Here is a 23,875-nt window from a genome sequence, read left to right on the forward strand (position 1 = left end):
CGCCGATCGGCATTCGAACCCGAAGGAGACCCCTCATGACCACCGAACGTCGAGTGCTCGTCCACCGCGACAAGCAGACCCTCGCCGGGTCGGTCGCCGCCCGCTTCATCACGAAGACGATCGACATCCTCGACGATCTGGGCTCCGCCAACGTGATCCTGACCGGCGGGACGATGGGGGCGGCGACGCTCGCCGAGATCGCGACGTCGTCCGCCTCGGGCAACGTCGACTGGTCGAGGGTCCACTTCTGGTGGGGGGACGAGCGCTGGGTGCCCCGCGGCCACGAGGACCGCAACGACGTCCAGGCGGGCGACCTGTTCACCCGGCTCGACGTCCCGTCCGAGAACGTGCACTCGCTGCCCGCCTCGGACGACGGCATCGAGCTCGACGCGGCGGCGGCCCTGTACGACGCCGAGCTGCGCGCTCACGCGACCGAGGGCCGCGACTACCCGCGGTTCGACATCACGTTCCTCGGTGTCGGGCCCGACGGCCACATCGCGTCGCTCTTCCCCGAGCGCTCCGCGATCCGGTTCGCCGAGCCGGGGGTCCTCGCCGTGCGCAACTCCCCCAAGCCGCCACCCGAGCGCCTCACCCTGACCCTGCCGCTGATCAACCAGTCGGACCGGATCTGGATGGTGCTCGCCGGTGCCGACAAGGCCTCGGCGCTGGGCCTCGCGCTCGCGGGCGCGAACACGAACGAGGTGCCGGTGGCAGGCGCCTTCGGCCGCAAGCGCACCGTGTTCTTCGTCGACCAGGAGGCGGCGGCCGAGGTCCCGGAGTCGCTCATCGCACCGAGCTACTGAGCGGAGCGGGCTGCACGCCCCGCACCGTGGAACGACGAAGGGCCCGATCCGATGGATCGGGCCCTTCGTCGTTCCGGACGGATCCGGATCAGGAGGGGGTGGCGGTGCCGCGTCGTGCGCGCAGCTGCTGCAGCGCCTCCTCGAGGAGCTGAGCCGCCTCCGCCTCGGTGCGGCGCTCCTTCACGTACGCGAGGTGCGTCTTGTAGGGCTCGGTCTTCGCGACCTGCGGGGGGTTGTCGCGATCGCGACCGGCCGGGAGACCGGACTGCGGGGAGTCGATGACCTCGGGGATCTCGTCCTCGGGGAGGGCCGCCGAGAAGTGGCGCACCGTCTCGTTGCCGAGGGCGTCCCAGTAGGACACCGCCACGCGCTCCGCGTGGAAGCCCCGGTCCTGCTCGCCCATGGGTCCCGCGCCGACGCGCGAACCGCGGATTGCACTGCCGCCTGATGCCATTCCGTGTACCCCTATGCTCCGGTGTCGAACTTGGTGATGAGACCGAGCACCACGATGCACGCCAGCCAGACGAGGCCGAGGATCACGGTGATGCGGTTCAGGTTGCGCTCCGCGACGCCCGAGGCGCCGAGGTTGGAGGTGACTCCACCGCCGAACATGTCGGACAGTCCGCCGCCGCGCCCCTTGTGGAGCAGGATCAGCATGGTGAGCAGGAGGCTCGTGATGCCCAGGACGACCTGGAGCACGACCTGGAGGATGTCCACGCGGTACCTTTCGAAGTTCCGGCGCGTTGCGCGCCCCGTCGAGTATAACGGCGCCTGCGAATCTCCGCGGAATCACGACGCCCTGTGTTCTGTCCGCTGTATACGTCGGCGCTGCGACCTCTGAAGACGGGCGGAGGGGGTGGCCTCGTCGCAGCGCCTTCCCGCGCCCTTCGGTCGCCCGCCAGACCCGAGCCGGTCGCCGCGACGAGGCCACCCCCTCCGCCCGCGCCGAGCGCGACGCCCCGACCCCGACCAGAAAGGCGAACATCGAGGAGAAGAGGGTTGGGGGAAGATGGGCCCCGTCCGGACGGTCGGTCGGACGACGGCTCTCGCGCCGCGAGGCCAACCGGCGATTCGCGTGCCAGCGAATCGTCGTGGCCGGACGCAACACGCTCTGCAGAACGGAACCACCCCGACCCGCCGACCGCGCCACGCCGCGCGAAGAGCGGCGTGGAAACAAGCACAGCCGGCGGCGTGGACGACAGAAGGGGCGGGCCCGACGGGCCCGCCCCTTCTGTCGCAGGAACTCAGACCCCGACGTGGTTCCGGAAGCGCGCGATCGCGGCGAACTCGTCGACCTGGAGGCTCGCGCCTCCGACGAGGGCGCCGTCGACGTCGGGCTCGCGCATGAAGCCGGCGATGTTGCCCGACTTCACCGAGCCGCCGTAGAGGATCCGGGTCTTCGCCGCGGTCTCGGCTCCGAGGATGTCGGAGACGACGCCGCGCAGCGCCTTGCAGACCTGCTGGGCCTGCTCGGGCGTCGCGGCCTGACCGGAGCCGATGGCCCAGACGGGCTCGTAGGCCACGACCAGGTCGGCGTCGGCGGGGAGACCGGTGAGGGCCTCCTTCAGCTGCGCGACCGGGACCGCGGACGGTCCGTGCTTCTCGAGGTCCTCGGCGGTCTCCCCGACGCAGACGATCGGCGGGACGCCGTGCTTGACGGCCGCAGCCGTCTTCGCAGCGATGTCCGCGTCCGTCTCGCCGTGGAGCGTGCGGCGCTCCGAGTGGCCCACGATCACGTAGTCGCAGTCGAGCTGCTTCAGGAACTGACCCGAGATCTCGCCGGTGTAGGCCCCGCTGTCGAACTTCGACAGGTCCTGCGCGCCGTACTTGAGCGGCAGCTTGTCGGAGTCGACGAGGATCTGCACCGGACGCAGGTCGGTGAAGGGCGGGAACACCGCGACCTCGACGCCGTCGAAGTCGTGATCCGCGTCCTTCAGGCTCCACGCGAGCTTCTGGACGAAAGCGATGGCCTGGAGGTGGTCCAGGTTCATCTTCCAGTTGCCGGCGATGAGCGGGGTGCGGGTGTCTACTGCCATCCGAGGACCTCCAGTCCGGGGAGGCGCTTGCCCTCGAGGAATTCGAGGCTCGCTCCGCCTCCCGTCGAGATGTGGCCGAACTGCTCGTCCTCGAAGCCGAGGGCGCGCACTGCGGCGGCCGAGTCACCGCCGCCGACGACGCTGAGTCCGTCGACCTCGGTGAGGGCCTGGGCGACGGCCTTCGTGCCGGCCGCGAACGGCTCGATCTCGAAGACGCCCATGGGACCGTTCCAGAACACCGTCTTGGACGCGGCGACGATCTCGGCGAAGCGCGTCGCGGTGTCCGGACCGATGTCGAGGCCGAGACCGGAGGAACCCCACGGGGTGCCCTCGATCGCGTCCGCGGCAGCGGTCTCGTACTCCGCGTCGGCTCCGAACTTCGACGCCACGACGACGTCGGTGGGCAGCACGATCTCGACGCCCAGCTCCTGGGCCTTCGAGAGGTAGCCGAGCACGGTGTCGATCTGATCGGCCTCGAGCAGGCTGGATCCGACCTCGTGGCCCTGGGCCTTGAGGAAGGTGAACAGCATGCCGCCGCCGATGAGGATCGAGTCGACCCGCGGGAGCAGGTGGTCGATGACGCCGAGCTTGTCCGACACCTTCGAGCCGCCGAGCACGACCGTGTAGGGGCGCTCCGGCTTCTCGGTCAGGCGGTCGAGCACCTCGAGCTCGGCGGCGATGAGCGTGCCCGCGGCGCTGGGGAGCAGCTCCGCCAGCTCGTAGACGCTGGCCTGCTTGCGGTGGACGACGCCGAAGCCGTCCGAGACGAAGGCGTCGCCGAAGGCGGCCAGCTTCTCAGCGAAGGCGCGTCGCTCGGTCTCGTCCTTGCTCGTCTCCCCCGGGTTGAACCGGAGGTTCTCGAGCACGACGACCTCGCCCGCGGCGAGGCCCTCGACGGACGCCGCTGCGGACTCGCCGACGGTGTCCTCGGCGAAGGAGACGGGGGCGTCGAGCAGCTCGCCGAGCCGCGCGGCGACCGGAGCCAGGCTGTACTTCGGGTTCGGCTCCCCGTCGGGGCGCCCGAGGTGGCTCACGACCACGACTCGAGCGCCCTCGGAGACGAGCCGCTGGAGGGTGGGCACCGACGCGCGCACGCGGCCGTCGTCCGTGATCGTTCCGTCCTTCAGGGGGACGTTCAGATCGCAGCGGACGACGACGCGCTTGCCTGCGAGGGAGCCCAGCGAGTCCAGAGTGCGGAACGTCACTGGTTCGGGGCCTTAGAGCTTGCCGGCGACGAACTCGGTGACGTCGACGAGGCGGTTGGAGTAGCCCCACTCGTTGTCGTACCAGGAGGCGACCTTGACCTGGCTGCCGATGACCTTCGTCAGGCCGGCGTCGAAGATCGAGGAGTGCGGGTCGGTCACGATGTCGCTCGAGACGATCGGGTCCTCGGTGTACTTGAGGATGCCCTTGAGGTCGCCCTCGGCTGCTGCCTTGTAGGCCGCGTTGATCTCCTCGACCGTGGCGGGCTTCGAGAGCTCGACGGTGAGGTCGGTGATCGAGCCGGTCGGGACCGGGACGCGCAGGGCGTAGCCGTCGAGCTTGCCGACGAGCTCGGGGATGACGAGGCCGAGCGCCTTGGCGGCACCGGTCGACGTCGGGATGATGTTCACCGCGGCGGCGCGCGCGCGGCGCAGGTCGCTGTGCGGGCCGTCCTGCAGGTTCTGGTCGGCGGTGTACGCGTGGACCGTCGTCATGAGACCGCGCTCGATGCCGAAGTTGTCGAGCAGCACCTTGGCGAGCGGCGCGAGGCAGTTCGTGGTGCAGGACGCGTTCGAGATGATGTCGTGTGTGGCGGGGTCGTAGGTGCCCTCGTTCACGCCCAGGACCAGGGTCGCGACGTCGCTGCCGGTGGCGGGAGCGGAGACGATGACCTTCTTGGCGCCGGCGGTGATGTGCTTGCGCGCGTCCTCCGACTTGGTGAAACGGCCGGTCGACTCGATGACGACGTCGACTCCCAGCTCGCCCCAGGGGAGGTTGGCGGGGTCGCGCTCCTCGAGCACGATGATGGGCTTGCCGTTGACGACGATCTTGTCGCCGTCGAGCTCCACCGTGGCGTCCAGACGGCCGGTGATGGAGTCGTACTTCAGGAGGTGCGCGAGCGCCTTGTTGTCGGTGAGGTCGTTGACCGCGACGATCTCGAGGTCGCTGCCCTTGGCGAGGGCCGCACGGAAGAAGTTACGGCCGATACGGCCGAAGCCGTTGATGCCGATCTTTACGGACACAGATTTCTCCTGGTGAGGAAGGGCACCCGGACGGTGCAGTGGAGGGTGGTGACGCAGTGAGGGCGTCCCGGGCCGGGCCCGGGACGCCGACATCGCTACGACAGTAGCAGCAGGCCCGAAGTCTTCTCGCGGGCCTTCTCGAAGCGCGCGGAGACGTCCGCCCAGTTCACGATGTTCCAGAACGCCTTGACGTAGTCGGCCTTCACGTTGACGTAGTCGAGGTAGAAGGCGTGCTCCCACATGTCGAGCAGGAGCACCGGCACGGTCGCCGCGGCCAGGTTGCCCTGGTGGTCGTAGAGCTGCTCGATGATGAGCTTCTCGCCGAGGCTGTCCCAGGCGAGGATCGACCAGCCGGAGCCCTGGATGCCGAGGGCGGACGCGGTGAAGTGAGCGCGGAACTTGTCGAAGGATCCGAACGAGTCGTCGATCGCCGCAGCGAGTTCTCCGACGGGCTTGTCGCCTCCGTCGGGCGAGAGGTTGTTCCAGAAGACCGTGTGGTTCACGTGACCGGCGAGGTTGAACGCGAGGTCCTTCTGCAGCTTGTTCACGTTCGCGAGGTTGTCGCTGTCGCGAGCGTCCTGGAGCGCGGCGAGGGCGGTGTTGGCGCCCGTCACGTAGGTGGCGTGGTGCTTGTCGTGGTGGAGCTCCATGATCCGTCCACTGATGTTCGGCTCGAGAGCCGAGTAGTCGTAGGGCAGTTCGGCGAGCGTGTAGTCAGCCATTCGCAATCTCCTGTTCGTGATCGTCGATCTCGAGGGGTCGACCGGCCTCGATCCGCCTCCCCGCGGAGGGGAGAACGGGCGCCGGAGGCGACCTGAGCGACGTGCCCAGTCTAGTGAGGAGGCCCCTTCGCACTCGGAGTCCCTCCGCCGTTCAACCAGCAGACACTCAGCGTTCGCACGATCGGGAGGACCGCGGATCCGCGGGTCAGAGGTCCTGGAGCTCCGGCGGGAGGTTCGCGTCGGTGCCCGGGATGTCGAGCTCGGAGGCGCGCTTGTCGGCCATCGCGAGCAGACGGCGGATACGCCCCGCCACGGCGTCCTTCGTCATCGGCGGGTCGGCGTGGTGGCCGAGCTCGTCGAGGCTGGCGTCGCGGTGCGACAGGCGGAGCCGGCCCGCGTAGCGCAGGTGCTCGGGGATGTCGTCGCCCAGGATCTCCATCGCGCGCTCGACCCGGGCGCAGGCGGCGACAGCGGCCTGCGCGGAACGGCGCAGGTTGGCGTCGTCGAAGTTGACCAGGCGGTTCGCCGTCGCCCGGACCTCGCGGCGCTGACGCAGCTCCTCCCAGCTCGCGACGGTCGCCGTCGCGCCCATGAGCGTGAGCATCGCGCTGATGCTCTCGCCGTCGCGGACGACGACCCGGTGGACGCCGCGCACCTCGCGCGACTTGGCCTGCACTCCGAGGCGACCCGCCGCTCCGACGATGGCCATCGCCGCCTCGTTGCCGGGGCAGATGATCTCGAGCGCGGCCGAGCGCCCGGGGTCGGTCAGCGACCCCTGCGCCAGGAAGGCGCCGCGCCAGACGGCCGCCAGCTCCTCGCGGGAGCCGGTGGTCAGCCGGTTCGGGAGGCCGCGGACGGGACGCCCGCGCTGGTCGAGGAGGCCGGTCTGGCGCGCGAGGGTGTCGCCGCCCTCGACCACGCGGACGAGCCAGCTGGTCGTGCGACGGGAGCCGCCGGCCGAGACGATGCTCCCCTCGCTGCGGACGCCGTAGAGCTCGGCGAGGTCGCGGCGGACCCGGGTCGCGAGAGGAGCCGAATCGAGCTCGACCTCCACGGCGAGCCGGTTCGAGATGATGTGCAGTCCGCCGGAGAAGCGGAGGACGGTCGCCAGTTCAGCGGCGCGGACGGTGTTCTTGCGCGAGACGATCGCGACCAGTTCGCCCTTGACGTCTGCGGTGAGGGCCACGGAGTCTTCCTTACGTCGGGTGCGCGGCGGAGCGCGCGGGGATCATTCTCGGCCGAGGTCGCGGTGCGCCACGTTGACGGCGACTCCCGGGAGCTCGGCCAGCCGGGCCGCGACACGGCCGGCCACGGCGACCGAGCGGTGCTTCCCGCCCGTGCATCCGACGGCGATGGTCGCGTGGCGCTTGTTCTCGCGCTGGTAGCCGTCGAGCACCGGGCGGAGTGCGCGCGAGTAGGAGTCGATGAACTCCTCCGCACCCTGCTGGGCCAGCACGTAGTCTCTCACCTCTTCGTCGAGGCCGGTGTGCGGGCGGAGCTCGGGGATCCAGTAGGGGTTGGGGAGGAAGCGCGCGTCGGCGACCATGTCGGCGTCGGTCGGCAGACCGTACTTGAAGCCGAAGCTCATGACGGTGACCTGCAGTCCCGCGCGGCCCGCCTCGGCGAAGCGCTCGGTGATCGAGGTCGCCAGCTGGTGGATGTTGAGGTCGGACGTGTCGATGACGATGTCGGCCGATTCACGCAGCTGCGCGAGGCGCGTCCTCTCGGCCGTGATGCCGTCGAGGAGGGTCCCTCGTCCCTGCAGGGGGTGGGGACGACGCACCTGCTCGAACCGGCGCACGAGGGCCGCGTCCGTGGCTTCGAGGAAGACGACCCGGAGGTCGACCCCCGCGCGCAGCTCGCGGACGATCTCGCCGAGGTCGGCGAAGAAGTCGCGGCCGCGGACGTCGACGACGGCGGCGATCTTGGGCAGGGTGTCCCCCGCGCGCTGCGCCAGATCGACGAGCGGCCGCAGCATCTGCGGCGGGAGGTTGTCGACGACGTACCAGCCCAGGTCCTCCAGGGCGTTCGCGGCGGTCGACCGGCCTGCGCCGGACATCCCCGTGACGATCAGCACGTCCTGCTGCTCGCTCTCCGTGCTCATGCGGTCTCCGTGCTCGTGTGTGGGATCTCGGGCCCTCGGTCGGGGCGCGCCCTGGTCTCCAGCCTAGGGCGTGCCTCCTGCGAGGCCGTCCGTCAGGGGTGCAGGTGGGTGTGGATCGCCGCCGCCAGCGTCGGGCCGATGCCCTTCACCTCGGCGATCTCGGCGTCGCTCGCCTCGCGCAGTCGCGCGACCGAGCCGAAGTGCTTCAGCAGGTCGCGGACGCGGGTGCCGCCGAGGCCGGGGACCTCGCTCAGCTGGGAGGAGATGTCGCGCTTGCGGCGCTGCCTCTGGTGCGTGATGGCGAACCTGTGCGCCTCGTCGCGGATCCTCTGGAAGAGGAACAGCGCATCGCTGTTGCGCGGCAGGATCACCGGGAAGTCCGAGTCGGGCAGCCAGATCTCCTCGAGCCGCTTCGCGATGCCGCAGAGCGTGATGCCGGTGACTCCGGACTCGTCGAGAGCCCGCTGCGCCGCGGCGACCTGCGGCTGGCCGCCGTCGACGATCAGGAGGTTCGGCGGATAGGAGAACTTGCGGCGCTTGGCCTCCCCCGTCTCGGGATCGACCGCCGCGGCCTCCACCGGCTCCTTCAGATAGGCGAGCCGGCGGGTCAGGACCTGGTGCAGCGACTCGGTGTCGTCGGTGGAGTCGGCGATGGAGAACCGGCGGTACTGGTCCTTGCGCGCCAGGCCGTCCTCGAACACGACCATCGAGGCGACGATGTTCGTGCCGCTGAGGTGGGAGACGTCGTAGCACTCCATCCGCAGCGGCGCCTCCTCCATGCCGAGGGCGTCGCGGATGTCCTCGAGGGCCTGCGTGCGCGCGGTGAAGTCGGCGGAGCGGCGGGGCTTGTAGAGCATCAGCGAGTGGCCGGCGTTCTGGGTGGCGGTCTCGAGCAGCGCGGCCTTGTCGCCGCGCTGAGCCGCGCGCAGGCGCACGTTAGCGCCGCGCAGTCCGCTCAGCCACTCCTCGAGCGCCTCCGAGTCCTCGGGCAGCTCGGGCACGACGACCTCCCGCGGCGGGATGTCGCCCGTCTCGTAGGCGGCCTGGAGCGCCGTGTCGACGAGCTCCGCGGTCGTCATGTCGAGCTCCTTGTCGACGACCCAGCCGCGCTCGCCCCGGATGCGGCCTCCGCGGACCCGGAACTGCTGGACCGAGGCGGCGAGCTCGTCGTGCACGATCGCGTAGAGGTCGACGTCGACGTTGTCCTTGAGGACGACCGCGCTCTTCGCGAGGACGGCGTCCAGAGCGGACGCCTGGTCGCGGAGCTTCGCCGCGCGCTCGTACTGGAAGTCGGCGGCCGCCTCGCGCATCTCCTTCTCGAGCTCTCCGATCATCCGGCGGTCGTGGCTGCCCATGAACGCCACGAAGCGGTCGACCATCGCGCGGTGCTCGGCGAACGTGACCCGGTGCGAGCACGGTCCGCCGCAGCGCCCGATCTGCGAGGCGAAGCAGGGCTTGCCGCTCTGCATCGCGCGCTTGTAGTTCGAGTCGTTGCAGGTCCTGATCGGGAAGGCCTTGATCATCAGATCGATGGTCTCGTGGATCGCCCAGATCTTGGGGTACGGACCGAAGTAGCGCGCCCCGCGGATCTTGGAGTTGCGGGTCACCATCACCCGCGGCGCCTCGTCGCCCAGGGTCACCGCCATGTAGGGGTACGACTTGTCGTCGCGGAACTTGACGTTGAAGGGCGGGTCGAACTCGTTGATCCAGGTGAACTCGAGCTGCAGCGCCTCGACGTCGGTGCCCACGACGGTCCACTCGACGCCGGACGCCGAGAGCACCATCCGCCGGGTGCGCTCGTGCAGGCTCGGCAGGGGCGCGAAGTAGTTGCTCAGCCGGGCGCGGAGGTTCTTGGCCTTGCCCACGTAGAGGACCCGGCCCCGGGCGTCCTTGAATCGGTAGACGCCCGGGAGGGTTGGTATCTCGCCGGCCTTGGGCCGGTAGTCGACGGTCTGCGTCATGCCTCGGTCTGTCCGTCCACCCCGGTCACTCGAGGATCTCGGCGAGGAACGAGCCGGTGTGGCTCTCGGGCACCTTCGCGACCTTCTCGGGGGTGCCGATCGCGACGACCTGGCCACCGCCCGCACCGCCCTCGGGTCCCATGTCGATCAGCCAGTCGGCCGACTTGATGACGTCGAGGTTGTGCTCGATGGTGATGACCGTGTTGCCCTTGTCGACCAGGCCGTTGAGCACGAGCAGGAGCTTGCGGACGTCCTCGAAGTGCAGACCGGTGGTCGGCTCGTCGAGCACGTAGACGCTCCGCCCGTTGGAGCGGCGCTGCAGCTCGGTCGCGAGCTTCACGCGCTGCGCCTCGCCGCCCGAGAGCGTGGTGGCGCTCTGCCCGAGCCGGACGTAGCCGAGGCCGACGTCGACGAGGGTCTTCAGGAAGCGGTGGATCGCCGTGATCGGCTCGAAGAACTCGGCCGCCTCGGCGATCGGCATGTCGAGGACCTCGGCGATGCTCTTGCCCTTGTAGTGCACGGTCAGGGTGTCGCGGTTGTACCGCGCTCCCCCGCACACCTCGCAGGAGACGTAGACGTCGGGCAGGAAGTTCATCTCGATCTTGATCGTGCCGTCGCCCGAGCACGCCTCGCAGCGGCCGCCCTTGACGTTGAAGCTGAACCGGCCCGGCAGGTATCCGCGCGCCTTGGCCTCGGTCGTCTCGGCGAACAGATTGCGGATGCGGTCGAAGACGCCCGTGTAGGTCGCCGGGTTGGAGCGCGGGGTGCGGCCGATCGGGTTCTGGTCGACGTGCACCACCTTGTCGAGGTTCTCGAGCCCGGTGACGCGGGTGTGCTTGCCCGGCACCTTGCGGGCGCCGTTGAGCTGGTTGGCGAGCACCCGGTAGAGGATGTCGTTGACGAGCGTGCTCTTGCCGGAGCCCGAGACCCCCGTGACCGCGACGAACGCGCCGAGGGGGAACTCGACGTCGACCTTCTGCAGGTTGTTCGCCGAGGCCCCGACCACCTTGATGACGCGCTTGCGGTCGATCTTCCGGCGCTTCTTCGGCACCTCGATCGACTTGCGCCCCGAGACGTAGTCGCCCGTGAGGGAGTGCGTGTTCTCGAGCAGCTCGGCGTAGGAGCCCGAGTGCACGACCTTGCCGCCGTTGACGCCCGCGCCCGGTCCGATGTCGACGATCCAGTCCGCGGTGCGGATGGTGTCCTCGTCGTGCTCGACGACGATGAGCGTGTTGCCCAGATCGCGCAGCTTGATGAGGGTGTCGATGAGGCGGCGGTTGTCGCGCTGGTGCAGGCCGATGCTCGGCTCGTCGAGCACGTAGAGCACGCCGGTGAGGCCGGAGCCGATCTGCGTGGCCAGGCGGATGCGCTGCGCCTCGCCGCCCGAGAGCGACCCCGCGGCCCGCGAGAGGTTGAGGTAGTTGAGCCCCACCTCGATCAGGAAGTCGAGGCGGGCCTTGATCTCGCGGAGCACCTGCGCGGCGATGTGCGCCTCGCGGTCGGTCAGCTCGAGCCTGCCCATGAACTCCTGCGCGTCGCCGAGGCTCAGGTCGGCGACATCGGCGATGCTCGCCCCGTGCACGAGGACCGCGAGGACCTCGGGCTTGAGGCGCGTGCCCTTGCAGACCGGGCAGGCGACCTCGCGGAGGAACTCGGCCCAGCGCGAGCGCTGGACGTCGGTCTCGGCCTGCACGTACTGCCGCTCGATGTAGGGGACCACGCCCTCGAAGCCGGACGTGTAGCTCATCTCGCGGCCGTAGCGGTTCTTCCACTTGACCTTGACCTCGAAGTTGTCGCCGTGGAGGACGGCCTGCTGGACCTCGGAGCTCAGTCGCTTCCACGGGGTGGACAGCGAGAACCCGAGATCGCGCGAGAGGCCGTCGAGCAGCTTCTCGTAGTACTGGAAGAGGCCCTTGCCCTGGGTGGTCCAGGGGATGATGACGCCCTCGGCGATGCTGAGGTCGGGGTCGCCGAGCAGGAGCTCGTCGTCGACGGACATGCGGGTGCCGAGGCCGGAGCACTCGGGGCACGCTCCGAACGGCGCGTTGAACGAGAAGGTGCGCGGCTCGATCTCGGTGAGCGAGATCGGGTGGTTGTTGGGGCAGGAGAGCTTCTCGGAGTAGGTGGTCCACGCGCCGTCGCCCTCGCCGTCGACGAAGTTGATCTGCACGATGCCGTCGGTGAGGCGCAGCGCGGTCTCGAGCGAGTCGGTGAGCCGCCCGAGGATGTCGGGCCCGGCGACCAGGCGGTCGACCACGACCGAGATGTCGTGCTTGAACTGCTTCTTGAGCGTCGGCGGGTCGCTGAGCTGGATCAGCTTGCCGTCGACCATGGCGCGCGAGTAGCCGCCGGCGGTGAGCTCCTTGAACAGGTCGACGAACTCGCCCTTCTTCTGCGAGACGACGGGGCTGAGGATCTGGTAGCGCGTGCCGGCGTCGAGCTCCATGAGCTGATCGGCGATCTGCTGGACGGTCTGGGCCGAGATCCTCTCGCCGCAGACCGGGCAGTGCGGGACTCCGATGCGCGCCCAGAGCAGGCGCATGTAGTCGAAGATCTCGGTGATCGTGCCGACCGTGGAGCGCGGGTTGCGGTTGGTCGACTTCTGGTCGATCGACACCGCCGGGCTAAGGCCCTCGATGAAGTCGACGTCCGGTCGGTCGACCTGGCCGAGGAACTGACGCGCGTACGCGGAGAGCGACTCGACGTAGCGGCGCTGACCCTCCGCGAAGATCGTGTCGAACGCGAGGGAGGACTTGCCGGACCCGGAGAGTCCCGTGAAGACCACCATCGAGTCGCGGGGGATCTCGAGATCGACGTCCTGCAGGTTGTGCACCCGGGCGCCGCTGACCACCAGCTTCGAGACGGAGTCGTCCAGCTGGGAGACGAACCGGTGGGGGTGGTGGGAGTGCTCGGAAGGGGCGGGAGCGGGGTCTTTGACAGCGTTCGAGATCGACACCTCGAAAGTGTATGCGGAGCCACCGACATCGCCGGCTGGCGTTCGCTGGGCGCTGATCCGCCCCCTCCGAGCTTGCGGATCAGGTCAGGTGACCGGCCTTCTCCATCTGCCGCAGCTCGCGCTTGAGTTCCGACACCTCGTCGCGAAGTCGCGCTGCGAGCTCGAACTTCAGCTCCCCGGCCGCCTGCAGCATCTGGCCGTTGAGGTCGCCGATGATCGCCTCGAGGTCGTTGCCCCCGTTGGCGGCGAGACCCTGGCGTCGCAGGTTCGGGGTGGGGCTCTTCTTCTTGGCGTCGCGACCCGCGAGCAGCTTCGCGGTGTCGGCGCCCTCGCGGGCGAGGACCTCGGTGATGTCGGCGATCTTCTTGCGCAGCGGAGTCGGATCGATGCCGTGCTCGAGGTTGTACGCCACCTGCTTCTCGCGTCGGCGATCGGTCTCGTCGATGGCGAGCCGCATCGAGTCCGTCACCTTGTCGGCGTACATGTGCACCTCGCCCGACACGTTGCGCGCCGCGCGCCCGATGGTCTGGATGAGCGACGTCGAGGAGCGCAGGAACCCCTCCTTGTCGGCGTCGAGGATCGCGACGAGCGAGACCTCGGGCAGGTCGAGCCCCTCGCGCAGCAGGTTGATGCCGACGAGGACGTCGTAGACGCCGGCGCGGAGCTCGGACAGCAGCTCGACACGGCGGAGGGTGTCGACGTCGGAGTGCAGGTAGCGCACGCGGACGCCCGCCTCCGTCAGGAAGTCGGTGAGCTCCTCGGCCATGCGCTTGGTGAGCGTGGTGACGAGGATGCGCTCGTCGCGCTCGGTGCGGCGCGTGATCTCCTCGAGGAGGTCGTCGATCTGGCCCTTCGTCGGCTTCACCACGATCTCGGGGTCGATCAGGCCGGTCGGGCGGATGATCTGCTCGACGATGCCGTCGGCGATTCCCATCTCGTAGCGTCCCGGGGTCGCGGAGAGGTAGACCGTCTGACCCACGCGCTCCTTGAACTCCTCCCACTTCAGCGGGCGGTTGTCCATCGCGGAGGGGAGGCGGAAGCCGTGCTCGACGAGCGTGCGCTTGCGGGACGCGTCGCCCTCGTACATTGCGCCGATCTGGGGCACGGTGACGTGCGACTCGTCGATGACGACGAGGAAGTCGTCGGGGAAGTAGTCGAGCAGGCAGTGGGGGGCCTCTCCCGACTGGCGCCCGTCGATGTGGCGCGAGTAGTTCTCGATGCCCGAGCAGAAGCCGATCTGCTGCATCATCTCGAGGTCGAAGGTGGTGCGCATGCGCAGGCGCTGGGCCTCGAGGAGCTTGTTCTGCTTCTCGAGGTCGGCCAGCCGCACCTCGAGCTCCTGCTGGATCGTGTCGATGGCGCGGTGCATGACGTCCTGGCTGGCGACGTAGTGCGAACCGGGGAAGACCGAGACGGAGTCGAGCTTGCGCACGATGTCACCGGTCAGCGGGTGCAGCGTGTAGAGCGCCTCGATCTCGTCGCCGAACATCTCGATGCGGATCGCGAGCTCCTCGTACATCGGGATGATCTCGATCGTGTCGCCGCGGACGCGGAAGGTGCCGCGGGCGAAGTCGACGTCGTTGCGCGCGTACTGCATCGACACGAACTTGCGGATGAGGCGGTCGCGGTCGACCCGCTGGCCGACCTGCAGCGCCACCATCGCCTCGAGGTACTGCTCGGGCTGGCCGAGGCCGTAGATGCACGAGACCGTGGAGACGACGATGACGTCGCGGCGGCTGAGCAGCGAGTTGGTCGTCGAGTGCCGCAGGCGCTCGACCTCGGCGTTGACCGAGCTGTCCTTCTCGATGAAGGTGTCGGTCTGCGGGACGTACGCCTCGGGCTGGTAGTAGTCGTAGTACGAGACGAAGTACTCGACGGCGTTGTTCGGGAAGAGCTCGCGGAACTCGTTCGCGAGCTGAGCGGCAAGGGTCTTGTTGTGCGCCAGGACGAGCGTGGGGCGCTGCACGGCCTCGACGAGCCAGGCGGTGGTCGCGGACTTGCCGGTGCCGGTGGCGCCGAGGAGGACCACGTCGGTCTCGCCTGCGGTGATGCGGGCGCTCAGATCGGCGATGGCGCGGGGCTGGTCACCGCTCGGCTTGTATTCGCTGACGACCTCGAACGGGTGCACGGCACGGGTTGGCTCCATGAGTCGAAGCGTAGCCGCGACCACCGACACCGGATGCGGCGTGCGCTCCGGGCGAACGCCTCCTCCGCCGGCGCGGGGCGCTCACCGCGCCCGGCTCAGCTCCGCCCACAGCTCGTCGGCCCGGGCGAGCGTCTGCTCCAGCGATCCGCTCGAGTCGAGGACGCGGTCGGCCAGCGCCAGCCGCTCCTCATCGCTCGCCTGGGCGGTGACGCGCGAGCGCGCCTCCGTCTCGGTGAGACCCCTCAGGGCGATCAGCCTCTCGATGCGCGTCTGCTGCGGAGCGTGCACGACCACGACCTCGTCGAACTCGGCCGAGCCCCTGCCCTCGGCGAGCAGGGGGACGTCGTAGACGACGACCGCCGCCGGATCCGCCGCACCCGCCTCGGCGAAAAGCCGCTGCGACCGGGCCGTGACCGCCGGATGGGTGATGGCGTTCAGATCGGCGCGTGCCGCGGAGTCCGAGAAGATCACCGCCCCGAGGGCCGGGCGGTCGAGCGTGCCGTCCTCCCGGATCATCGATGCGCCGAACCGCTCGGCGATGGCCTCGAGAGCCGGCTCCCCCGGCTCGACGACCTCGCGGGCGAGACGATCGGCGTCGACCACCACGGCTCCGTGCTCGGCGAGGCGGCGGGCGACGGTCGACTTGCCCGAGGCGATGCCTCCGGTCAGGGCTACGAGATGCACGCGGCCACCCTACCCAGCCCTCCCGGAGCGTCTCCCCGCAACGCCGAACGGCCGGCCCCCGTGAGGGGACCGGCCGTTCGTGGAGTGCACTCGATCAGTTGTTCGAGGACAGCTTCTCGCGCAGCGCGGCGAGCGACTCGTCGTCGGCGAGGGTGCCGCCGGTGGTCGACTCGTTGGTGAAGCCGCCGCCGACCGAGACGCCCTCGGAGACGGTGGCCGCCTCCTCCTGCGACTTGGCGACCTGAGCCTTGTGGGCCTCCCAGCGGGCCTGCGCCGCTGCGTACTCGAGCTCCCAGGCCTCGCGCTGGGACTCGAAGCCCTCGCGCCACTCGTTGGTCTCCGGGTCGAAGCCCTCGGGGTACTTGTAGTTCCCCTGGTCGTCGTACTCGGTGGCCATGCCGTAGAGCGCCGGGTCGAACTCGGTGCCCTCGGGGTCGACGTTCTCGTTCGCCTGCTTGAGCGAGAGCGAGATGCGACGGCGGTCGAGGTCGATGTCGATGACCTTGACGAACACCTCTTCACCGACCGACACGACCTGCTCGGCGAGCTCGACGTGCTTGCCCGACAGCTCGGAGATGTGGACGAGGCCCTCGATGCCGTCCGCGACGCGGACGAACGCACCGAACGGCACCAGCTTCGTGACCTTGCCCGGGGCGACCTGACCGATCGCGTGGGTGCGGGCGAAGACCTGCCACGGGTCCTCCTGGGTCGCCTTGAGCGAGAGCGACACGCGCTCGCGGTCGAGGTCGACCTCGAGGATCTCGACGGTGACCTCCTGGCCCACCTCGACGACCTCGGAGGCGTGCTCGATGTGCTTCCAGGAGAGCTCGGAGACGTGGACGAGACCGTCGACGCCGCCGAGGTCGACGAACGCGCCGAAGTTGACGATCGAGGACACGACGCCCTTGCGGACCTGACCCTTGTGCAGGTTGTTCAGGAACGTGGTGCGGCTCTCGGACTGGGTCTGCTCGAGGAGCGCACGACGCGACAGGACCACGTTGTTGCGGTTCTTGTCGAGCTCGAGGATCTTCGCCTCGATCTCCTGGCCGAGGTACGGCGTGAGGTCGCGGACGCGGCGCAGCTCGATGAGCGAGGCCGGGAGGAAGCCGCGGAGGCCGATGTCGACGATGAGCCCGCCCTTGACGACCTCGATGACCGAACCGGTGACGACACCGTCGGACTCCTTGATCTTCTCGACGTCGCCCCATGCGCGCTCGTACTGCGCACGCTTCTTCGAGAGGATCAGGCGACCCTCCTTGTCCTCCTTCTGCAGGACGAGGGCTTCGACGCTGTCGCCCACGTTGACGACCTCGGAGGGGTCGACGTCGTGCTTGATGGAGAGTTCGCGCGAGGGGATGACGCCCTCGGTCTTGTAGCCGACGTCGAGGAGGACCTCGTCGCGGTCGATCTTCACGACGGTGCCTTCGATGAGGTCTCCGTCGTTGAAGAACTTCAGAGTCTTTTCGACCGCGGCAAGAAAGTCTTCAGCAGACCCGATGTCGTTGATCGCGACCTGCTTGGCTGCCTTTTCGGTCGTTGCGGTTGTCATTAAGGGATGCTCCAGGATGGATGGGTATCGGGCGGCGGGCACCGGCGCGGCTCTCGACGCGAGCGAGTGGTGACCACCGCGGTGTATGAGGGGATGTGCCGTCGTCCGGCGGCGGCTCCGACGCGACCGGGCCGTGACCCGGAGCCTCTTCGCACGCCGTGGCACGGCGGCGCCACAAACGTGACGGTCAAGCCTATCGAACCCGGGAGCGCAGTGGCAATCGCCCGCGGTTCCGCTCGGAGCGATCCGGGAGTGGCACCCCGGACCGGATCAGGACGCGAGACTCGCGCGCAGAGTGTCCAGACCGACCCCGCCGAGGTCGAGCGCCCGCCGGTGGAACGCCGAGAGCGAGAACGCCTCCCCCTCGCGGGCCGCGGCGTCGTCGCGCAGCTGCTCCCAGATCCGCTGGCCGACCTTGTAGGACGGCGCCTGTCCCGGCCAGCCGAGGTAGCGGTTCACCTCGAAGCGGATGAACGCGTCGTCCATGTTCACGTTCCGCCTCATGAAGGCGAGGGCCGAGTCCGCGGTCCAGATCTCGTCCGTCCCCGGCATCCGCTTGCCCAGGTGCACGCCGATGTCCAGGACCACGCGCGCGGCGCGCATCCGCTGGCCGTCGAGCATGCCGAGACGGTCGGCCGGGTCGTCGAGGTACCCGAAGCCCTCCATCAGCCGCTCGGCGTAGAGCGCCCAGCCCTCGGCGTGGCCCGAGCTCCCGGCGAGCTGGCGCCGCCAGGTGTTCAGGCTGGCGCGGTTGCAGACGGCCTGACCCACCTGCAGGTGGTGCCCGGGGACGCCCTCGTGGTACACGGTCGTCAGCTCCCGCCAGGTGGCGAACTCCGTCACGCCCTCGGGCACCGACCACCACATCCGGCCCGGCCGAGCGAAGTCGTCGCTCGGGCCCGTGTAGTAGATGCCGCCCTCGTGCGTCGGCGCGATGAGGCACTCGAGTCGGAGCAGCTCCTCCGGGATGTCGAACGCCGTTCCGGCGAGCTCGCGGACGGCGCGGTCGCTCGTCTCCTGCATCCAGCGCTGCAGGGCGTCGACGCCGTGCAGGGTGCGGGAGGGGTCGGCGTCGAGGTGCGCGATAGCCTCGGCGACGGAGGCCCCCGGCAGGATCTCCCGGGCGATCGCCTCCTGCTCGGACGTCATCCGGGCCAGCTCCTCGATCCCCCACTCGTACGTCTCGTCCAGGTCGACGACCGCTCCGAGGAAGCGGCGGGACTGGAGCGCGTAGTGCTCGCGGCCGACGGCGTCCTGCTCGGTCGCGGCAGGAGCGAGCTCGCTGCGGAGGAATCGCTCGAGCTCGCCGTAGGCGGCGGCGGCGCGCCTCGCGCCCTCCTCGAGCCGACCGGCGAGCGAGGCGGGCAGGGATCCCCGGGTCGGCGCCGCGTCGGCGGCGAGCTCGGCGAAGAAGCCGCGGGGCGCCGCGATCTTCGCGGCCTGCTCGGCGACGAGGCCGACCTGGCGACGAGCGGGGACCACTCCCCTGCGGATCCCTTCGCGGAGGGTCTCGGCGTACCCGGTGAGCGCGGCCGGCAGAGCGTGGAGGCGCTCGGCCACGTCCTCCCAGTCGCGGACCTCGGCGACGGGCATGAGATCGAAGACGTCGCGCAGCTCCTGGACCGGTGAGGCGATGACGTTGAGATCGCGCAGCGGCAGACCCGCCTCGTGCGCCTCGAGCGTCAGCCGGAGCTCGGCACCGAGATCGGCGACGGTGACGCGGTCGACGGCGTCGACGGGGGCGGTGGACTCCAGCTCGGCCAGCGCGGTCGCGGTCGCGGCACGGGCGCGTTCGAGCCCGTCGGGCGAGAGATCGGCGAGGCCTCCCCCCGGCCGTCCGAGCCAGGTCCCCACCGCGGGGTCGAGCTCGACGAGGGTGTCGACCCAGCGCTCGGCGACCTGGTCGACGGCGGAGGGCTCACGGAGGTCTGCAGTCATGCTCCGAGCCTAGCCAGGACGCGTGGACGCCCGCCGCGAGCCGTCAGTGCGCGGCGGCGTCCCAGTTCGCTCCGTGCCCGACCTGGACCTCGAGCGGGACCGAGAGATCCGCGGCGTGCGCCATCCGGTTCCGCACGACCACCTCGAGCGCGTCCTCCTCGCCGGGGGCGACGTCGAAGATGAGCTCGTCGTGCACCTGCAGGAGCATCCGCGAGCCCAGGCCCTGCTCGTCGAGATCGGACTGCACGCCGATCATCGCGATCTTCATGATGTCCGCGGCGGAGCCCTGGATCGGCGAGTTCAGCGCCGCGCGCTCCGCGTTGTCGCGGAGCACGCGGTTGGCGCTCTGCAGGTCGGGGAACGGACGGCGGCGGCCGAAGATCGTCTCGGTGTAGCCTGTCTCGCGCGCCTGCTCGACGACGCTGCGCAGGTAGTCGCGCACCGCGCCGAAGCGCACGAAGTAGTCGGTCATCAGCTGCTTGGCCTCCGCGCTCGAGATGCGGAGCTGCTTCGACAGGCCGAACGCGCTGAGGCCGTAGGCGAGCCCGTAGGACATCGCCTTGACCTTGTTGCGCATCGCCGAGGTGACGTCGCCCGGCTCGACGCCGAAGATCCGCGAGCCGACGAAGCGGTGCAGGTCCTCGCCGCTGTGGAACGCCTCGATCAGCCCGGCGTCGCCCGAGAGGTGCGCCATGATCCGCATCTCGATCTGCGAGTAGTCGGCGGTGAGCAGAGTGCTCGCGTCGTCGCTGTGCACGAAGGCGGTGCGGATGCGGCGCCCGACCTCGCTGCGCACCGGGATGTTCTGCAGGTTGGGATCGTTCGAGGAGATGCGGCCGGTGGCCGTGCCCGTCTGGTCGTAGCTGGTGTGGATCCGGCGGTCGGGCGTCACCGACTTCTCGAGGGTCTCGATGATCTGCTTGAGCTTGGTCGCGTCCCGGTGCTCGAGCAGGAGGCCGAGGAACGGGTGCGGGTGCGACTCCTGCAGGTCGGCGAGAGCGGAGGCGTCGGTCGTGTAGCCCGTCTTCGTCGCCCGGGTCTTCGGCATCGCGAGCTCCTCGAAGAGGACCTGCTGGAGCTGCTTCGGCGAGCCGAGGTTCATCTCGTGGCCGATCTCGGCGAACGCGCGGCTCGCGAGGTCGGCGGACGTCGTGGTCAGCTCGCCCCGGAGTCGCGCGAGCACCTCGGGATCGATCGCGACGCCGGTCAGCTCGACGGTCGCGAGGACCTGCACGATCGGCAGCTCGATGTCGACGAGGACCGACAGCATGCCCTCTCCGAGCATCTCGGTGAGGACCCCGACGAGGCGGAACGCGTACCACGCCTCGGTGGCGGGGCTCATCGGCTCGACGGTCGGCACGAGCTGGTTCGGGTCGCCCTGCGCCATCGTCTCGTCGAGGTACTGGGAGACCTGCGCCGGCAGCGTCGCCGCATGGCCGGTGGGCTGCAGGAGCCACGCCGCGATGCGGGTGTCGAACGCGAGGCCTGCGACCGGGAGGCCGGCGGTGCGCAGTGCCTTCACCTGCGGCTTGGCGTCGGCGAAGTACTTGGGAGCATCGCTCGCGAGCCACTGCTCGAGACCGGTGTAGTCGGGACGGTCCGCCGCCCACGGGACGAACGCCGACTCCTTCTCGACCGACAGGCCGATGCCCTCGAGGCCGTCGGGACCGACCTGCGCCTGCACGGCGACGGGGGTCGTGCCCTTCGCGGAGACGGTGTCGAGCCAGTGCGCGAGCTCCTCGTCGACCATCGTCCGCACCGCGGGCGCCGCGGTCGTGACGGTGTCGCCCGCGAGAGCGGCGGCCGCTCCCTCGACGCCCTCGTCGGCGGCGATCGTGAGGACGCGCTCCTGGAGGGTCTTGAACTCCAGGCGCGAGAAGATCTCGCGGACCGCGTCGGGATCGATCGGCTGCCGCGCCAGATCGGTGGGACCGAGCGGGAGCTCGACATCGGTGACGAGGCGGTTCAGCCTGCGGTTGCGGAGGGCGTTCTCCTTCTGCTCCCGCAGCTTCTCTCCGACGACGCCCTTGATCTCGTCGGCGTGGGCGATGATGTCGGCGACCGTGCCGTACTGGTTGACCCACTTGGCCGCGGTCTTCGGACCGACCTTGTCGACTCCGGGCAGGTTGTCGCTCGTCTCGCCGACCAGGGCCGCGATCTCGGGGTACTGGTGGGGCTCGACGCCGTACTTCTCGAACACCTTGTCGCGGTCGTAGCGGGTGAGCTGCGAGACGCCCTGCGTCGACGGGTAGAGGAGGGTCACGTCGGGGGTGACGAGCTGGATCGTGTCGCGATCGCCCGAGACGACGAGCACCCGGTAGCCGGCCTCCGCGCCCTGCTTCGCGAGCGTGGCGAGGATGTCGTCGGCCTCGAAGTCCTCCTTCGAGACGGTGCGGATGTTCATCGCGTGCAGCGCCTGCTCGAGGAGCGGGACCTGCCCCTTGAACTCGGGCGGGGTCTCACCGCGCGTGCCCTTGTACTCGGGGTACTCGCGGGTGCGGAACGAGTAGCGCGAGATGTCGAACGCCACGCCGAGGTGGGTGGGCTTCTCGTTCTTCAGCAGCAGGATCAGCATCGACAGGAAGCCGTGGATGGCGTTCGTGTGCTGGCCGTCGCGGGTCTGGAAACTGTCGACCGGGAGCGCGTAGAACGCCCGGAACGCCAGGGAATGGCCGTCGACGAGCAGGAGGGTAGGCTGTTCCGGATCTGACACACGGCAAGACTACACAGCGCCTCCGACACCGGATCCGGACGGCTCCGAGCCGCTGGTCGAGGGCCTCGCAGGACGCGACGACGAGGAGATCCGTGACCGACTCAGCCCCCCTCGACACCCCCTGGGTCCGTCCCCCCGCGATCGACCTCGTGGCCGGCATCGGCCGCGGCATGGGCGAGCTCGCCGAGCGGATGGGCATCGTCTGGCACGAGCTCTCGCCGCAGCACTCCGTCGCCTCCATGCCGGTCGAGGGCAACCGCCAGCCCGTCGGGATCCTCCACGGCGGGGCGCACGTCGTGCTGGCCGAGTCGATGGGCTCGATCGCCGCGAACATCCACGCGGGCGAGGGCCGGATCGCGATGGGGATCGAGCTGAACGCGAGCCACAGCCGCTCGGTCCGCTCCGGCTTCGTCATCGCCACCTGCGACGCGATCCACCTCGGGGGCACGCTGGCGACCCACGAGATCGTCGTCCGCGACGAGGCCGGTCGCCGGCTCTCGACGGTGCGGATCACCAACATCCTGCGCTGAGGCGACCGGCAGCGGCTCGGTCCGCAAGCCCCGGTCGTGTCGCGGTCCGGAGCCTAGGCTCGCTGCGTGACCTTCCGCGACCTCCTCAAGAGCCTCCCGTCCATGCCCTCCGAGCTGCCGTCCTTCGACGCCGACGCCGCGCCGGACGAGCCGCTCGACCTGTTCGGCCGGTGGCTGCAGGACGCCGCGTCCGCCGGCCAGCTGCTCCCCCACGGCGCCACCCTCTCGACGGCCGGCGCCGACGGCAGGGTCGGCGCCAGGGTGCTCGTCCTCAGGAACGTCGACGAGCAGGGCTGGGCCTTCTCCACCCACGCCACGAGCCCCAAGGGGCGGGAGATGGAGGAGAACCCGCACGCGGCGCTCACCTTCTTCTGGCCCGTGCAGGGCCGTCAGGTGCGCGTCGAGGGGCGGGTCGTGCGCGGCTCCGCGGCCGAGTCGGCCGAGGACTTCCGTCGCCGATCGGAGGCGGGCCGCACCGCGCTGCTCGTCGGACGGCAGAGCGAGCCGATGGCGACCGCCGCCGACTTCGGCCTCGTCACGCTGCAGACCAGCGTCGTCGTCGGGTGCTCCCCCGCGACGATCGACCGCGAGTGGGCCGTCTACCGGGTCGTGCCCGAGCGGATCGAGTTCTGGCAGGGCTCCTCCGCGCCCGAGCAGGACCACGTCCGCCTCGAGTACCGACCGGGAACGACGGAGGCGGGCGGCTCCCCGTGGGGGCGCACCCGCCTCTGGCCGTGATCGGGGCTGACGCCCCGACGGCTACTTCTTCGGACTGAGCTGCTCGATGATCGCCTGCGCGACGTCGTGCATGGTGAGCCGGCGGTCCATCGACGCCTTCTGGATCCAGCGGAACGCCTCGGGCTCGGTGAGGCCCATCTTCTCGTTGAGCAGGCCCTTGGCCCGGTCGACGAGCTTGCGGGTCTCGAAGCGCTCGACCATGTCGGCGACCTCGGCCTCGAGGGTCAGGATCTGGGCGTATCGAGAGAGGGCGATCTCGATCGCGGGCAGCAGGTCGTTCGGGGTGAACGGCTTGACCACGTAGGCCAGCGCGCCGGCCTCGCTCGCGCGCTCGACGAGCTCCTTCTGGCTGAACGCCGTGAGGAGGACGACCGGCGCGATGTGCGCCTTCGAGAGGCGCTCGGCGGCGGAGATGCCGTCCAGCTGGGGCATCTTCACGTCCATGATCACCAGGTCGGGCCGGAGCTCGGTGGCGAGGGCCACGGCGGTCTCGCCGTCGCCCGCCTCGCCCACGACCTCGAAGCCGTTGTCGCGGAGGATCTCCACGATGTCGAGGCGGATGAGCGATTCGTCTTCGGCGACGACGACCCGACGGGGTGCGGTCGGCGCGGTTTCCTGGTCTGTCACGCCGATGAGCCTACGGTATTCTCGACGGGCTCGTGATGAGCCGGTGTGGCGGAATGGCAGACGCGGGGCACTCAAAATGCTCTGTCCGAGAGGGCTTGTGGGTTCGAGTCCCACCACCGGTACCACCCGATCGCGTGCCTCCC

19 protein-coding genes and 1 tRNA gene are annotated in these 23,875 nt (G+C 69.8%); 4 read left to right on the plus strand and 16 right to left on the minus strand.

Annotated features, from left to right (window positions below; all coding sequences use genetic code 11):
• Positions 1-35 precede the first annotated feature (35 nt).
• Complete coding sequence (gene pgl / locus NB037_RS00225) at positions 36-803, plus strand: 6-phosphogluconolactonase (protein ID WP_251942534.1); 768 nt, start codon at positions 36-38, stop codon at positions 801-803.
• Between the two features lie 88 nt (positions 804-891).
• Here pgl and NB037_RS00230 read toward each other — a convergent pair whose 3' ends face one another.
• The 15 genes from NB037_RS00230 to polA all read right to left on the minus strand — a co-directional run bounded on the left by NB037_RS00230 (position 892) and on the right by polA (position 21,837).
• On the minus strand, positions 892-1,257 hold the full coding sequence (locus NB037_RS00230) for an RNA polymerase-binding protein RbpA (RefSeq protein ID WP_207402618.1): 366 nt from the start codon (positions 1,255-1,257) through the stop codon (positions 892-894).
• 11 nt (positions 1,258-1,268) lie between these two features.
• A complete protein-coding gene (secG, locus tag NB037_RS00235) occupies positions 1,269-1,520 on the minus strand; it encodes a preprotein translocase subunit SecG (RefSeq protein WP_123733087.1) in 252 nt (83 codons plus the stop codon).
• Between the two features lie 527 nt (positions 1,521-2,047).
• Positions 2,048-2,839, minus strand: coding sequence for a triose-phosphate isomerase (gene tpiA / locus NB037_RS00240; RefSeq protein WP_251942536.1), 792 nt, complete (start codon positions 2,837-2,839; stop codon positions 2,048-2,050).
• Positions 2,830-4,044, minus strand: a complete 1,215-nt coding sequence (locus NB037_RS00245; RefSeq protein ID WP_251942537.1) for a phosphoglycerate kinase — start codon at positions 4,042-4,044, stop codon at positions 2,830-2,832. Before NB037_RS00245 ends, tpiA begins: the two co-directional genes overlap by 10 nt.
• Positions 4,045-4,056: 12 nt before the next feature.
• Positions 4,057-5,064 carry a type I glyceraldehyde-3-phosphate dehydrogenase gene (gap, locus tag NB037_RS00250; protein ID WP_107575247.1) on the minus strand — a complete coding sequence of 336 codons (1,008 nt, stop codon included), beginning with the start codon at positions 5,062-5,064 and terminating at the stop codon, positions 4,057-4,059.
• A gap of 95 nt (positions 5,065-5,159) precedes the next feature.
• The gene (locus NB037_RS00255) at positions 5,160-5,786 is read right to left on the minus strand and encodes a superoxide dismutase (RefSeq protein ID WP_077223065.1); all 627 of its coding nucleotides are present in this window, start codon (positions 5,784-5,786) and stop codon (positions 5,160-5,162) included.
• Positions 5,787-5,991: 205 nt separating this feature from the next.
• Entirely contained in the window at positions 5,992-6,972 is a 981-nt protein-coding gene (gene whiA, locus NB037_RS00260; RefSeq protein ID WP_207402622.1) for a DNA-binding protein WhiA, read from the minus strand.
• A 42-nt stretch (positions 6,973-7,014) separates the two neighbouring features.
• The gene (gene rapZ, locus NB037_RS00265; RefSeq protein ID WP_251942539.1) at positions 7,015-7,890 is read right to left on the minus strand and encodes an RNase adapter RapZ; all 876 of its coding nucleotides are present in this window, start codon (positions 7,888-7,890) and stop codon (positions 7,015-7,017) included.
• Between the two features lie 92 nt (positions 7,891-7,982).
• Positions 7,983-9,851 (minus strand): excinuclease ABC subunit UvrC, encoded by a 1,869-nt coding sequence (gene uvrC, locus NB037_RS00270; RefSeq protein ID WP_251942541.1) that lies wholly within the window; start codon positions 9,849-9,851, stop codon positions 7,983-7,985.
• Positions 9,852-9,876: 25 nt separating this feature from the next.
• On the minus strand, positions 9,877-12,726 hold the full coding sequence (uvrA, locus tag NB037_RS00275) for an excinuclease ABC subunit UvrA (protein WP_251942756.1): 2,850 nt from the start codon (positions 12,724-12,726) through the stop codon (positions 9,877-9,879).
• 160 nt (positions 12,727-12,886) lie between these two features.
• Positions 12,887-14,953, minus strand: coding sequence for an excinuclease ABC subunit UvrB (gene uvrB, locus NB037_RS00280; RefSeq protein ID WP_251942543.1), 2,067 nt, complete (start codon positions 14,951-14,953; stop codon positions 12,887-12,889).
• Between the two features lie 81 nt (positions 14,954-15,034).
• A complete protein-coding gene (gene coaE, locus NB037_RS00285; protein WP_251942545.1) occupies positions 15,035-15,637 on the minus strand; it encodes a dephospho-CoA kinase in 603 nt (200 codons plus the stop codon).
• Between the two features lie 94 nt (positions 15,638-15,731).
• The gene (gene rpsA, locus NB037_RS00290; protein ID WP_207402627.1) at positions 15,732-17,186 is read right to left on the minus strand and encodes a 30S ribosomal protein S1; all 1,455 of its coding nucleotides are present in this window, start codon (positions 17,184-17,186) and stop codon (positions 15,732-15,734) included.
• A 270-nt stretch (positions 17,187-17,456) separates the two neighbouring features.
• The gene (locus NB037_RS00295) at positions 17,457-19,124 is read right to left on the minus strand and encodes a DUF885 domain-containing protein (RefSeq protein ID WP_251942547.1); all 1,668 of its coding nucleotides are present in this window, start codon (positions 19,122-19,124) and stop codon (positions 17,457-17,459) included.
• Between the two features lie 43 nt (positions 19,125-19,167).
• Positions 19,168-21,837, minus strand: a complete 2,670-nt coding sequence (polA, locus tag NB037_RS00300) for a DNA polymerase I (RefSeq protein WP_251942549.1) — start codon at positions 21,835-21,837, stop codon at positions 19,168-19,170.
• Between the two features lie 170 nt (positions 21,838-22,007).
• Between polA and NB037_RS00305 the strand changes: the two genes are divergently transcribed.
• On the plus strand, positions 22,008-22,367 hold the full coding sequence (locus tag NB037_RS00305; protein ID WP_055793093.1) for a PaaI family thioesterase: 360 nt from the start codon (positions 22,008-22,010) through the stop codon (positions 22,365-22,367).
• Between the two features lie 66 nt (positions 22,368-22,433).
• Positions 22,434-23,105, plus strand: coding sequence for a pyridoxine/pyridoxamine 5'-phosphate oxidase (locus tag NB037_RS00310; RefSeq protein WP_251942551.1), 672 nt, complete (start codon positions 22,434-22,436; stop codon positions 23,103-23,105).
• Between the two features lie 21 nt (positions 23,106-23,126).
• Here NB037_RS00310 and NB037_RS00315 read toward each other — a convergent pair whose 3' ends face one another.
• Complete coding sequence (locus NB037_RS00315; protein ID WP_055791910.1) at positions 23,127-23,732, minus strand: ANTAR domain-containing response regulator; 606 nt, start codon at positions 23,730-23,732, stop codon at positions 23,127-23,129.
• A gap of 39 nt (positions 23,733-23,771) precedes the next feature.
• Between NB037_RS00315 and NB037_RS00320 the strand changes: the two genes are divergently transcribed.
• A tRNA-Leu gene (locus tag NB037_RS00320) sits at positions 23,772-23,857 on the plus strand.
• The last annotated feature ends 18 nt before the right edge of the window (positions 23,858-23,875 follow it).

The organism is Rathayibacter rubneri (assembly GCF_023743255.1).
GTDB classification, from domain to species: Bacteria; Actinomycetota; Actinomycetes; order Actinomycetales; family Microbacteriaceae; genus Rathayibacter; species Rathayibacter rubneri.